The sequence below is a fragment of the Lentzea sp. NBRC 102530 genome, from assembly GCF_030269365.1.
Classification (GTDB): Bacteria; Actinomycetota; Actinomycetes; order Mycobacteriales; family Pseudonocardiaceae; genus Lentzea.
Genome location: NZ_BSTF01000010.1, coordinates 118,202 through 130,665, shown reverse-complemented (window position 1 = coordinate 130,665; position 12,464 = coordinate 118,202). Strand labels below are relative to the sequence as shown.

The window sequence follows — 12,464 nt, the reverse complement described above, 5'->3', positions numbered from 1 at the left end:
GAGTGGTGCTGGAGGCGGTGCGCAGGAAACTGAGCCGGGGGCTCTTCGGGATGGTCGTGGGTCCCGAGGGGGAGGAGCACGCGCAGCGCATCCACGGTTCGCCCGGGCCGCGGCTGTTCGCCGACGACCGGCCCATCCGGCACGTGCACGCCGACAACGCCATGTTCATCGGCGGGCTGCGGGCGTTGCTGCTGCAGTCGCTGCACCCCCTGGCGATGGCGGCGGTGGCGCAGCACTCCGACTACAAGACGGACCCGTGGGGACGCTTGCAGCGCACGAGCCTGTTCATCGGCGTGACGACCTACGGCACGGCCGAGGACGCACGTGCGGCGGTGGCCCGGCTCGCGCGGATCCACACGCACATCCACGGGGTCGCGCCCGACGGGCGGCGGTACCGGGCCGACGACCCGCACCTGCTGGCGTGGGTGCACGTCGCCGAGGTCGACAGCTTCCTGCGGTGCCACCAGCGGTACGGGGAGAAGCCGCTGGACGACTACGACGGGTACGTCGCCGACATGGCCGTGCTCGCCGAGGAGATGGGGATCCCCGACCCGCCGCGCACGGTCGCCGAGTTGGAGGCGCGGCTCGACTCGTACCGCGCCGAGTTGAAGGGCACCGCGCAGGCGCGCGAGGCGGCGTGGTTCCTGCTGTTCAAGGCGCCGTTGCCGCTGCTCGCGCGCGGTCCGTACGCGATCCTGGCCGCGACGGCGGTGGCGTCGTTGCCGGTGTGGGCGCGGATGCCGTTGCGGCTGCCCTACCTGCCGATCGCCGAGGCCACCGGGGTGCGGTTCGCCGGGCACGCGTTGATGCGCGGCCTGCGGTGGGTGACTGGTTAGGCCCTGTCCTGCAGGAAGTCGACCACCAGCGGGGTCGCCACGCTCGCGAACTCCTCGAAGTAGCCGTGCCGGGCGCCCTCGAGGAGGTGCATGCGCGCACCGGGGATGCGCGCGGTGATCAGCGGGGCGTTGGCCGTCGGGTTGAAGATGTCGTCGGTGCCGTGCACTACGAGCGTCGGCGCGCTGATGGACGGCAGGACGTCCCACGCGTCGTGCTCGGCGCTCGCGAAGAGGTGCCGCTTGCGCGCGTGGGGAGGCATGTTCGGGTCGCCCAGCGTGCTGTACGGGCCCTGGTACGCCGGGGTGTACATGAGCTCCTCCAACGCCCGGCGCGCCTTCATGGGCTCGACCTGCGCCAGCGACCTGCGCACCTCGGCGCTGCGCTCGACGCCGTGCGCGCCGCCGGGGGAGGTGCAGCCGAGCACGAGCTTGTCGACGTGGGCGCTGTGGTCGGCGGCGATCCACTGCGCGATGCGGCCACCCATCGACGTGCCGTAGACGTGGGCCCTGTCGATGCCCGCGTCGGCCAGGATCGCGACGCAGTCCTGCGCGAACATCCGGGTGCTGTACGGGACGTCCGGCTTGTCGCTGGAACCGGTGCCGCGGTGGTCCGTGACGATCGTCGTGAAGTGCTCGGAGAAGCCCGGGCGGACCTGTGACCACCAGCGGGACGAGTTCGCCTGGCCCGCGATGAGCAGCAGCGGAGGCCCCGAGCCCTCGACGTCGTAGAAGAGCCTGGTTCCGTCTGCGGCACGAGCGTGGGGCACGGCGAGAAGTCTAGAACCTTGACTTCGCGGTAGATGGTCTAGTCCAATTCGGGGTGGACCCCCTGCCGGCCGCCACGTGTGAGGGATGGAGCTACCCATGCTGCTGTTCGCTCGAATATCCGCGGTGGCCGCCCTGGTGCTCGGTACCGTGATCGTCAGCCTCGCCCCTGCCAGCGCCGCCGGAGTCACGGCGACGTTCTCGAAGAACGGCTGGAGCACCGGGTACACCGCGACGGTGACGATCAAGAACGAGACCAGCGCGGCCATCACGTCCTGGAAGGTCGAGTTCGACTACCCGTCCTCGACCTCCGTCGGGGCCTACTGGGACTCGCTGCTCACCAAGAGCGGCAACCGCAACACGTTCGTCAACCGCGAGTACAACGGGACGGTCGCGCCCGGTGCCAGCGTGACCTTCGGGTTCAACGCCGCCGGGACCGCCGATCCCGCGAACTGCACCATCAACGGTGCCGCGTGTACTGGTGGAACCGGGCCTACGACGACGTCGTCGACCACTTCCACGACGACTACTACGACCACCACCACGACGACCACGACGACCACGACCGGTCAGCCGCCCACGGGGCAGTTGCCGCGCAAGGTGCTCGTCGGGTACCTGCACGCCAGCTTCGCCAACGGGTCCGGGTACATCCGGATGAAGGACGTGCCGGACGAGTGGGACGTCATCAACCTGTCGTTCGCCGAGCCCACCAGCGCGACCTCGGGTGAGCTCAGGTTCGCGCAGTGCCCGGCCGCGGAGTGCCCGAACGTCGAGTCCGAGGCCGAGTTCATCGCCGGCATCCGGGCCCAGCAGCAGAAGGGCAAGAAGGTCAACATCTCCATCGGCGGCCAGAACGGCCAGGTCCGGCTGGAGACGACGGCCGCGCGCGACGCGTTCGTGCGCTCGGCGTCGGCGATCATCGACAAGTACGGCCTGGACGGTCTCGACGTCGACTTCGAGGGCCACTCGCTCTCGCTCAACCCCGGTGACCTCGACTTCAAGAACCCGACCACGCCCGTGGTCGTGAACCTGATCTCGGCGCTGCGTTCGCTGAAGGCCCGCTACGGCGCCAGTTTCGTGCTGACGATGGCGCCCGAGACGTTCTTCGTGCAGGTCGGCTACCAGTTCTACGGCGGCACGGGCACCGGCGACGCGCGCACGGGTGCGTACCTGCCGGTGATCGAGGCGATGCGCAACGACCTGACGTTGCTGCACGTGCAGGACTACAACTCCGGGCCCGTGATGGGCCTCGACAACCAGTACCACAACATGGGCGGCGCGGACTTCCACGTCGCGATGACCGACATGGTGCTGGCCGGGTTCAACGTGCGTGGCGACGCGTCGAAGTTCTTCGCGCCGTTGCGGCAGGACCAGGTGGCGATCGGCCTGCCCGCCGCCCAGTACGCGGGCAACGGGTTCACGTCGGTCGCGGACGTGCAGACCGCGCTCGACTGCCTCACCAAGGGGACGCGGTGCGGCAGCTACAAGCCGCGCGGGGTGTACCCGAACCTGCGTGGGCTGATGACCTGGTCGATCAACTGGGACAAGTACAACAACTACGAGTTCTCCAAGGCGCACAGGGCTTACCTGCCCCGGTAGCTTGTGGGTCGTGTGCCGGGGGCGGCCAGTGTGGCCGCCCCCGGTTCTCGCGTCACGCCAGAGTCGACCAGAACTGCAGTTCGTAGGCCTGCAGGAGACGGCCGTAGCGCCAGGCGTGCTTCGGCTGCCAGCCCGCGTCCAGTGCGGCCTGGACGGCGGCGACCGCCCGGTCCTCGAGCTGGGGCGCGGGCGTGGCGAAGAAGTCGACGAAGGCAGTCGCTTCCTCGGAGAAGCCGTAGTGCTCCCGCAGGCCCTTGGCCATGCGGGCGCAGTAGCCGCCCCACGCGGTGAAGTTCGCGAGGATCGCCAGGATCACGTCGGTCGGCTCGCCGTTGAGCGCCATCCACGCCTGGTAGGCGGGGTAGGACTGGCAGCCGGGGAACGGTTCGTAGGACTGGAAGTCCTTGGCGGACATGCCCGCCGCCTCGGCCAGCGGCTGGAGCATGGGGAGGACCAGCTCCTCGCCGCCGGCGAGGAGGGTGAAGAACGCCCGTGCGTTCGGCTCCTCGGCCTTCGCGGCCAGGGAGAGGAATGTTCGCCAGTCCGACGACACGATGTGGCTTTCCTCGGCGGCGAAGGTCGCGATGACCGAACGCGGCGCTTCGCCCGTTTCGATCAGCTTCACCACCAGGTTGTCGTGCTCACCGGGGTGCAGCTCGGTCCGGATGCGCTTGACCAGCTCTTTTGCGTTCATGGTGCGATTCTTCCGCAGGTTGGAAATCGTTCGCCAGAGTGGCTGGTCATCGGGGAACATGCTCGCTCGTGGCTGAACACACCTATCGGGTGCTCGTGCGCGGGCGCTTCGCCGAGTTGACCGATTCGCAGCGCGTCGCGTTGAAGGAGCGTCTGGGCGGCTTCGACTTCCTGCGGGATGCGGGGTTCAGCGAGGAGGGTGCGTTGACCTATGACGAGAAGCTCGACTTCTTCAGCTATCGGGTGATTCTGGTGGCTGAGGAGAAGCCGGACGAGGCCGGGTTGAGGCGGGCTGCCGGAGCGTTGGACGCGCTGGGCGTGGACTTCAAGGGCTTGAAGGCCAAGGTGACCGACATGGACGAGATGAAGATCAACCGGCCTCGGCGGTTGGGCTGACGCTGGCCGGGCTTGTGCGAGTTGGTTCCCGTTCCAGCGGGGTTGGTCGCGTTTTGTTGGTCGGGCTGCGGTTGCGAGGGTGCTCGCGCGGGTCGGTTCGACCACGTGGGGTGCGATTGGGGCTTGACCTCGAGCCTCTGGCGGGGGTTCGCGGCCTCCAAAGCCGGGATTGAGAGCGCCCCGGCCGGACCGAACAGGGTGGCACCCCGCCCCCTCAAGGCAAGCCGCCATCGCCAAGGCAGGCCGAACCGGCTCGGTGACGAGAAGCAGCCCGTTCGGGCTCGCTCCGCTTCGCCACGCCAGGATTCGTAGGTGGCTGGGGTGCGATGTCGGCTGTCCGGTGAGCGCGCGCCTGGCCAAGACGGTGGTCGCCTTGCGTTGGCGACTGCGGTTTGCGTGCTGGTGCCAAGAGAATCCCCTTGCCCCGGCTTTGGGCCGGGGCAAGGGGATCGGGCGATTCTTCTGGTGCGGAGGAGTTACGGGTTCGGGTAATGCGCCAGGTAGGCCTCAGTCGAGCCTGCCGTGGCCGTGCCGCCCGCGTTGTTGACGATCCGCTGGATGGTGCCGTTGCCTCCCAGGGAGACGGTCACCATGCTGTGCAGCTTCACGCCGGGCGTGTTCGGGATCTCGAACGCGCGGTCGGCCGTCACGGAGGCGTTGAAGCGCATGAAGATGTAGCTGCCCAGGCCCCACGCCTCGTGGGAGGTGACGTTGTTCGCCACCTTGTAGGCCGCGTAGCCGCGGGTCGAGCCGTTCATCCAGGCTTGCTGGTTCGGGGCTTCGTAGGGCATTTCGTTCTGGTAGAAGTACGTTCGGCCGCCTTGGCCGTTCCAGATGGTCTGGTACTTCTGGTAGTGCTCCACGAAGAGGCCGTACATCGTCACGTTGTTGCCGTTGACGATCAGGCCCGTGTCGGCCGTGTTGAGGTCCCAGCCGACGCCGATGGAGTGGTCGCCCCGCCAGAGCCAGAGGTGGTCGCCGATCACGTTGTGGCTGTTGATGACGAGCGAGTTCGTGGCGCGGCCCACCGCCGAGCCGCCGATGCGGACGTAGAAGTCGTGCAGCGACGTCGGGTTGGCGGAGTGGTTGGCGTTGCTGCCGGGCGCGCCGATCTGCGCGAGCAGCGGTGAGTTGGTCGGGGCCGCGTCGACGAGCAGGCCCGCGATCTTCACACCGTCCACATCGGCCACGTCGAGGGCCATGTTGCCGTTGGTGGGCATGACGGTCGCGAGGCCGAGGCCCATCACGACGGTGTCGGGGCGGGTCACCCGGATCGGCTCGGACACCTGGTGGATGCCCGGGGTGAGGAGCAGGTGCTTGCCGGCGGCGAGTTGCGCGTTCATCGTGGCGGCCGAGGTGCCCGGCTTCGCGATGTAGAAGTTGGACAGGGGGATGTTCGTGCCCTGCTGGGTGCCGGACGCCCAGGTGGTGCCGCTCGAGTTCGAGCGGAGTGCCGGGACGAACACGTTGTAGTTGCCGCTGCCGTCGACGTTCAGGAACGGCTTCTCACGCACGACAGGGGTCTGCGCGACGGTGGTGTACGGGGGTTCGGGGAACGAGGTCTGCGGTGCGTTGCGAGCGCCGACGAAGACCATGTTCCAGTTCTCGCCCGTCCAGGAGCCCCACTCGGTGTTGCGGGACAGCCACTGCTGCTGCGAACCCGAACGGACCTGGCCGGTGACCACCGAGTCGGCGAGGAAACCGCCGCTGGACCAGCCGTTGTCGTCGAGCTGCATGTTGCCGTAGGTCTTGGTGCGGCGCATGGCCGACGCCTGCGAGACGGCCCAGGTGTTGGTGCCGCCGGGCGGGCGGATGGCCAGGTTCTCGGCGCCGCGCCAGAAGTTGTGCGTGGCGTTGCCCTGGAACCAGTCCGCCTCGACGTGGACCTGGCCGTTGATCGTGACGCCGTCGGGCAGCATGCCCAGGCCGAGGACCTGGGTGAAGAAGCCGATGTTGACGTCGACGTTGTAGTTGCCCGGCTTGAACATGATCGCGTACCGGCGGGCGTCGTACTGGCCCTCTTCCTGCTGCCGGAACACCTCGTTCAGGCGTGCCTGGATCGTCGCCGCCGGCATGGACGGGTCGAAGATCAGCACGTTCGGGCCGAAGTCCGGGTTGCCCGGCTGCTGCGGGCCGCCGGACAGGCGGAAGAGCTGGGCGTTGGTCCCGTTGCAGGTGTACTGGACCAGCTGGACGTCCTGGGTCGACGCGCCGGGCACGTCGAGGCACTTGGAGCTGTTGCGGTTCACGAACCGGTAGGTGTCCGTGCCGACCTGTTCAGGACGCCATTGCTGGTTGTTCGCGGTGAAGGACTGCCACATGTGGACGGCCGCGTTGTCCGCGGTCGAGACGTTCGAGACGTCCCAGACCTGGCCCTGGCCGACGGTGTGGTAACCGTCGCTCGTGGGCGTGAAGGTCCAGGTCTGTCCCGTGCATCCTTGTTGGCGGAGCTGTGCGCCGTTGGCCGTTCCCAGCGACTCCACGCACTTTCCGCTGCCGACGTTCGTCACTTGATAAGCGGTTCCGGGCACCACGTCGGCCTGCGCCGCGACCGTCCACACAGGAACGATCGCCGCTGCTGCCAACGCTGCCACCAGCAGGGGGGTTCTCACGGGTCACAGGGTGGGGGTGGTTTGTTGCAACCGTCAACGAACCTAACCGTTTCCGGTCCCGTTCCGGTATTGACAAATGATTTTGTCAAATGAGACCGTGCTAGGCGTGGAGCTGTCGCCGTTGCGTCGATCGTTGCTGGAGTTGCTCAAGTCGCCCGCCTCGGCGACGCAGCTCGCGGCGGCCTTGCAGCTGCCCCGGCAGCGGGTGAACTACCACGTCAGAGCCCTGGAGCAGGCCGGGCTCGTCGAGCTCGTGGAGGAGCGGCAACGGCGCGGGTGCGTCGAGCGCGTGTTGCGCGCGCGGCCCGGGCGGGAGATCGCCGCGGACGTCCAGGACCAGTTCGCCGCAACGCACCTGGTGTCGGTCGCGGAGGACACCGCTCGCGAGGTCGGGCGGATGTCGGGGGCGGCGGCCGACGCGGGAAAGCGCTTGCTCACGTTCACGGTGGAGACGACGGTCCGCTTCGGCGCGCCCGGCGACGTCCACGGGTTCACCAGCGACCTGGCCGAAGCGGTGCGGCAGATCGCGTTGAAGTACGACACCGAGACAGGCCGCCCGTACCGGGTGGTCGCGATGGGCCACCCCGGAGTTGCAGATGATCAGCGGTAGTGGTGAGGAAGGCGTCCGGATCGAGATCACCGTCGCCGCCCCGGTGGACGAGGTGTGGCGGTCGTTCCGGGACAAGGAGAAGCTGCGCCACTGGCACGGCTGGGACATCCCGGAGCTCGACGCCGAGATCGACCAGATCTACTTCCAGAACGTCGAGGAGGACGGCACGACGCTGGTCGTCCAAGGCCACGACACGTTCGCGCTGACGGCCGTTCCCGAGGGCACGCGGGTCGTGCTGACCCGTGCGCCCCTGGGCACCTCGCCCGAGTGGGACGACTACTACGACGAGATCACCGAGGGCTGGATCACGTTCCTGCACCAGCTCAAGTTCGCCCACGAGCACCACCCCGGCGAGCAGCGCAGGACGTTGTTCTGGCCGTCCGAGACCGACCTCGGCGTGAGCGGCAAGCCGTTCTTCGAGTCGGAGAACCAGCGCGGCGTCGTCGTCGAGGAGTGGGGGCCGGGGCTGCTGGTCACCAGCGCCAAGATGACGGTCGTGACGACCTACGGGTTCTCCGACGACGAGCTGGAGGCCCTGCGCGCGAAGGGGCCTCAGGCCGCCGGACCGAAGTAGCGGGTCAGGAACTCGTTGCGGAAGACGCCTTTCGGGTCGTGCTCGCGCAGCAACGACCGGAAGGCGTCCCACTGCGGGTAGCGCGCGGCCAGCAGCGCCGGCGGCACGGTGAAGAGCTTGCCCCAGTGCGGCCGCGGCGCGATGGCCTCCTCCAGGCGGGGCAGCAGCCGCAGCACCTCACGGGTGTTCGGCACCCACGTGAAGTGGATCGCGATGCTGTCCCGGTCGTAGGCGGGGGAGAGCCACTGCGGTTCCTCGTCGACCGTGCGGATCTCGCAGGCCTGCACCAGCGGTGAGATCACCGTGGACATCTCCGCCAGCGCCCGCAACGCCGTCACGGCGCGCGTGCGGGGCACGAAGTACTCGGTCTGGAGCTCCTCGCCGACCGACGGCGTGAACTCGGCCCGGAAGTGCGGCAGCCGCTCGTGCCACGGCCCCGGCACGCCACCCTGCACGGTGCAGCGGGAACCGGGCTGGCCGGGCACCGGGTGCACCGGCTCGGTCGCGGGACGGCCGGGGAAGCGGAACGCGGGCTCGCCCACCCGGTGCTTCGCGAAGATCGTCGCGCCGCCCTGCCAGTCGACGAACGCGCTCACGCTGTAGGCGCCGCCGAAGATCTGCTCCATCTGCACCAGCAACGTCGTCCACGCGACGTCCTCGTACACCGTCTGCTCGACCTGGAACGACGGCTCCACGTCGAGCGTCACGGTCAGCACGACGCCCAGCCCGCCCATCGACACCGCCGCGCCCGCGGACGTCAGCTCGACGACCGACCCGTCCCCGCGCAGCACCTCGACCGACCGCACCGCGCCCGCGAGCGACCGCGACCCCGAGCCGTGCGTGGCCGTGGCGATCGCACCGGCCAGCGTGATGTGCGGCAACGACGGCAGCGTGTGCAGGGCGAGGCCCTCCGCCTCCAGCCTCACGGCCAGCGACGCGAGCGTCGTCCCTGCGCCCACCCGGACCGTGCGGCCGGACACCTCGAAGATTTCCGGCATGGCCGCGAGCGACACCAGCACGCCGGTCGTGTCGGCGACGGGGCTGAACGAGTGCCCCGACCCGACCACGTGCACGGCCGATGAACCGCGCACGATCGCACGCAGGTCGTCGGCCGTCGCCGGACTGACGACCTGGGCCGAGGAGAACGTGACGTTGCCAGCCCAGTTGGTGCTCATACGGACACGGTAAGCGCCGACGCCAGCAATCGTTGCGTGTACGGGTCCTGCGGCGCGGCGAACACCTCCGTGCCCTCCTCGACGACGACGCCCCGGTGCAGCACCGCGACCCGGTCGGCGAGGTGCCGCACCACCGCCAGGTCGTGGCTGATGAACAGGCACGCGAACCGCAACTCGCGCTGCAGCGATTGGAACAGCTCCAAGACCCTGGCCTGCACGGTCACGTCCAGCGCGGACGTCGGTTCGTCGGCGATCAGGAGGTCGGGACCGAGCGCGACGGCCCTGGCGATGCCGACCCGCTGGCGTTGCCCGCCGGACAGCTCGTGCGGGTAGCGGTCGCGCAACTCCCTCGACAACTGCACCGCGTCGAGCAGCTCGTCGACCTTCGCGGCCAGCTCCCTGCCGCGCGTGCGGGTGTGCAGCACGAGCGGCTGGGCGATCGAGCGGGCGATGGTGGCGCGCGGGTTCAGCGACGACAGCGGGTCCTGGAACACGAGTCCGATGCGGCCGCGGCCGGCCTTGCGCAGGGTGGCGACCTCGGTGCCGGCGATGGCGATCCGGCCGGTGTAGCGGGTGAGGCCGGTGACGGCGCCCGCCAGGGAGGACTTGCCGGAGCCGGACTCGCCGACCAGGCCGAGGGTCTCGCCGCGCCCGATGGAGAGGGACACGTCCGAGACGGCGCGGAACTTGCCGTAGGTGACGGAGACGCCGGAGAGTTCGAGCACGGGCGCTTCGACCTCGCGCACGGGGAGTTCGCGCGTGTCGAGGCGCAGCACCGAGTCGAGCAACGTGCGGGTGTACTCCTCGCGCGGCTCGCGGAACACCTCCCGCACCGGCCCGCTCTCCACGACCCGTCCGGCGTTCATCACCACGACCCGGTCCGCGAGGTCCGCGACCACGCCCATGTCGTGCGTGATCAGCAGGATCGCCACCCCGAGCCGGTCCCGCAGGTCCCGCAGCAACCCGAGGACCTCGGCCTGCACGGTCACGTCCAGCGCGGTCGTCGGTTCGTCGGCGATCAGCAACGACGGTTCGTTCGCCACCGCCATCGCGATCACCACGCGTTGCAGCTGGCCACCGGACATCTCGTGCGGGTAGGCCCCGAACCGGTCGGCGGGCAGGCCGACCAGCTCCAGCAGCTCGATCGCCCGCGCACGGGCGGCGGACCGCGAGACCGCGCGGTGCACCCGCACGGCCTCGACGATCTGGCTGCCGACGGTGAACACGGGGTTCAGCGCGCTCATGGGCTCCTGGAACACCATGCCCGCCTCGTTGCCCCGCACGGACCGCAGTTCCTCCGCGGACAACGAGTACAGGTCGCGGCCGTTCAGCACGGCCCGCCCCGACACCGAGGCCGTCGCGGGCAGCAGCCCGAGCAACGACATCGCCGTCACGGTCTTGCCCGAGCCCGACTCGCCGACCACGGCGAGGACCTCCCCGGCGGTCAGCGCGAACGAGACGTCGCTGACCGCCGGGGAGCCCGTGCCGAAGTCCACCGAGACGTTCTCGACGGACAGCAGCGCACTCACTTCGAGATACCCACCTGCAGGTAGTTCGGGTAGGCGGGGAAGTCGGCGATGAAGAAGTTGCCGACCTTCGAGCCGTGGATGAACGAGTTGCGGGTGTAGATCAACGGCACGACCGGCGAGTCCTGCAGGATCCTCTTGTCGATGGCCGCCCACTTCTTGCCGGCCTCGGCGGGGTCCACGGTGGACTGCGCCTCCTCGATCAGCTTGTCGACCTCGGGGTTGGAGTACCGCGAGATGTTGTAGCCGCCCTTGCCGATCTCCGAGGTGGCGAACAACGGCTGGATGTTCGCGTTGGCGCTGGGGAAGTCCGGCTGCCACGACGAGAGCGTGAGGTCGTAGGTGGGGTTCTCGGAGAGGTTCGTCTCGGTCTCGAACGCGTCGGCCTCCAGCGTGCGCAGCGTGACCTTGATGTTCGCCCGCGCCAGCGCCGCCTGGATGGCCTCGGCCTTCTCGGTCTGGTTGTTGGACTTGTTCAGCACCAGCGAGAGGTTCTCCAGGCCGTTCGGGAAGCCCGCCTCGGCGAGCAGCGCCTTGGCCTTGTCCGGATCGCCCTCGGGCTTCGAGGGGTAGAGGTCGAACTGCTCGCGGCCCTCGATGCCCTGCGTGATCAACGTCGTGGCGGCGTCCCCGGCCAGCGCGGCCGTGCCGGCGGAGGCGATCTGGTAGGCGGACCTGTTCACCGCGTACTGGAACGCCTGGCGCACCTTGACGTCGTTCAGCGGCGCCTTCTGGGTGTTCAGCGCCACGTAGGCGACCGCGCCCGACTTCGACGTCACCACGCGGGACTTGGCCGAGGCGTTGGCCTGCAGTTGCGCGAGCTGCGCCGGTGAGGCGAACGACGCGCCGAACGCGAACTGGTCGTCACCGGAGTCCGCGGCGAGGCGCTGCGAGACGACCGAGGCGTCCTGGCCGAGCTGGAACACGACCTCGTCCGGCAGACCCGCGCGGACCTGGTCCTTGGAGCCGTCCCAGTTCGGGTTGCGGGAGAGCTTGACCTCGACGCCCTTGGTGTAGGTCTGGATCTGGTACGGGCCCGACGCGATCGCGTGTTCCTGGTAGTCGGGCTCGGCGCCCTTGCCCTTCGGCACCGGCGCGAACGCGGGCGTCGAGGCGATCCACGGCCAGTCGCCGTACGGGCGGGTCAGCTTGAACGTGATCGTCTTCGGGTCGGGCGTCTCGATCGAGTCGAGCTCCTTGCCCTCGAACGGTCCCTTGTAGTCGGCGCCGCCGAGCAGGTCCTTGTGGTAGCCGAGGCCACCGCCGAACGCCGGCGCGAACGAGCGTTCGACGCCCCACTTCACGTCCGCGGACGTGATCGGCGTGCCGTCGCTGAACTTCAGGCCGTCCTGGAGCACGAACGTCCAGGTCCTGCCGCCGTCGGTGGTCTTGCCGGTGTCGCCGAGGTCGGGCACGACCTTCGCGGGCTGCCCGACGGCGTTCTGCCAGCCGGTCAGCCTGCGGTGCACGAGGCCCAGGGTCGTGATCGCGAGGCTCTGCGACTTGGCCGGGTCGAAGTTGAGCGTGCGCGACTCGGACAGCACGCGCAGCGTCCCGCCCTTGTCGGGCTTGGCCGCCGCGTCACCGGAGGGCTTCTGGTCGTTCGCGCCGCAGGCGGCCGCCCCCAGGGCACCGACGAGCACGACCGCAAGAAGTTTCTTGCTGGACAACGGACTTT

Annotated in this window: 11 protein-coding genes; 5 read left to right on the top strand and 6 right to left on the bottom strand. The window is 69.1% G+C overall.

Features of this window, described 5'->3' with window-relative positions; genetic code table 11:
• Positions 1–5: 5 nt before the first annotated feature.
• Positions 6–836, top strand: coding sequence for an oxygenase MpaB family protein (locus tag QSK25_RS26110; RefSeq protein ID WP_285642045.1), 831 nt, complete (start codon positions 6–8; stop codon positions 834–836).
• On the opposite strand, the gene QSK25_RS26105 is transcribed toward QSK25_RS26110, so the two are convergent.
• Complete coding sequence (locus QSK25_RS26105; protein ID WP_285642043.1) at positions 833–1,603, bottom strand: alpha/beta fold hydrolase; 771 nt, start codon at positions 1,601–1,603, stop codon at positions 833–835. The genes QSK25_RS26110 and QSK25_RS26105 overlap by 4 nt on opposite strands.
• 97 nt (positions 1,604–1,700) lie before the next feature.
• Here QSK25_RS26105 and QSK25_RS26100 point away from each other — a divergent pair, with 97 nt between their 5' ends.
• Positions 1,701–3,200, top strand: a complete 1,500-nt coding sequence (locus tag QSK25_RS26100) for a chitinase (RefSeq protein WP_285642041.1) — start codon at positions 1,701–1,703, stop codon at positions 3,198–3,200.
• A 52-nt stretch (positions 3,201–3,252) separates the two neighbouring features.
• Here the strand turns inward: QSK25_RS26100 and QSK25_RS26095 are convergent, their stop codons facing one another.
• A complete protein-coding gene (locus QSK25_RS26095) occupies positions 3,253–3,894 on the bottom strand; it encodes a thiaminase II/PqqC family protein (protein ID WP_285642040.1) in 642 nt (213 codons plus the stop codon).
• A gap of 68 nt (positions 3,895–3,962) precedes the next feature.
• Here QSK25_RS26095 and QSK25_RS26090 point away from each other — a divergent pair, with 68 nt between their 5' ends.
• The gene (locus QSK25_RS26090; RefSeq protein WP_285642039.1) at positions 3,963–4,289 is read left to right on the top strand and encodes a DUF6204 family protein; all 327 of its coding nucleotides are present in this window, start codon (positions 3,963–3,965) and stop codon (positions 4,287–4,289) included.
• 476 nt (positions 4,290–4,765) lie between these two features.
• Here QSK25_RS26090 and QSK25_RS26085 read toward each other — a convergent pair whose 3' ends face one another.
• The gene (locus tag QSK25_RS26085; protein WP_285642038.1) at positions 4,766–6,901 is read right to left on the bottom strand and encodes an RICIN domain-containing protein; all 2,136 of its coding nucleotides are present in this window, start codon (positions 6,899–6,901) and stop codon (positions 4,766–4,768) included.
• Between the two features lie 106 nt (positions 6,902–7,007).
• Here QSK25_RS26085 and QSK25_RS26080 point away from each other — a divergent pair, with 106 nt between their 5' ends.
• Both QSK25_RS26080 and QSK25_RS26075 read left to right on the top strand, forming a co-directional pair.
• On the top strand, positions 7,008–7,511 hold the full coding sequence (locus tag QSK25_RS26080; RefSeq protein WP_285642037.1) for an ArsR/SmtB family transcription factor: 504 nt from the start codon (positions 7,008–7,010) through the stop codon (positions 7,509–7,511).
• The gene (locus QSK25_RS26075; protein WP_285642035.1) at positions 7,498–8,085 is read left to right on the top strand and encodes an SRPBCC family protein; all 588 of its coding nucleotides are present in this window, start codon (positions 7,498–7,500) and stop codon (positions 8,083–8,085) included. Before QSK25_RS26080 ends, QSK25_RS26075 begins: the two co-directional genes overlap by 14 nt.
• Here the strand turns inward: QSK25_RS26075 and QSK25_RS26070 are convergent.
• From QSK25_RS26070 to QSK25_RS26060, 3 genes are read right to left on the bottom strand one after another with little or no spacing between them, the layout of a single operon-like run.
• The gene (locus QSK25_RS26070; protein ID WP_285642034.1) at positions 8,064–9,260 is read right to left on the bottom strand and encodes an FAD-binding protein; all 1,197 of its coding nucleotides are present in this window, start codon (positions 9,258–9,260) and stop codon (positions 8,064–8,066) included. The genes QSK25_RS26075 and QSK25_RS26070 overlap by 22 nt on opposite strands.
• Complete coding sequence (locus QSK25_RS26065; protein WP_285642033.1) at positions 9,257–10,789, bottom strand: ABC transporter ATP-binding protein; 1,533 nt, start codon at positions 10,787–10,789, stop codon at positions 9,257–9,259. Before QSK25_RS26065 ends, QSK25_RS26070 begins: the two co-directional genes overlap by 4 nt.
• The gene (locus tag QSK25_RS26060) at positions 10,786–12,456 is read right to left on the bottom strand and encodes an ABC transporter substrate-binding protein (RefSeq protein ID WP_285642032.1); all 1,671 of its coding nucleotides are present in this window, start codon (positions 12,454–12,456) and stop codon (positions 10,786–10,788) included. Before QSK25_RS26060 ends, QSK25_RS26065 begins: the two co-directional genes overlap by 4 nt.
• Positions 12,457–12,464: the final 8 nt, after the last annotated feature.

Excerpts from the sequence above, each read along its gene's own strand:
- QSK25_RS26095 (WP_285642040.1), bottom strand. The coding sequence starts at position 3,894 with ATGAACGCAAAAGAGCTGGTCAAGCGCATCCGGACCGAGCTGCACCCC.
- QSK25_RS26075 (WP_285642035.1), top strand. The coding sequence starts at position 7,498 with ATGATCAGCGGTAGTGGTGAGGAAGGCGTCCGGATCGAGATCACCGTC.
- QSK25_RS26100 (WP_285642041.1), top strand. The coding sequence starts at position 1,701 with ATGCTGCTGTTCGCTCGAATATCCGCGGTGGCCGCCCTGGTGCTCGGT.
- QSK25_RS26070 (WP_285642034.1), bottom strand. The coding sequence starts at position 9,260 with ATGAGCACCAACTGGGCTGGCAACGTCACGTTCTCCTCGGCCCAGGTC.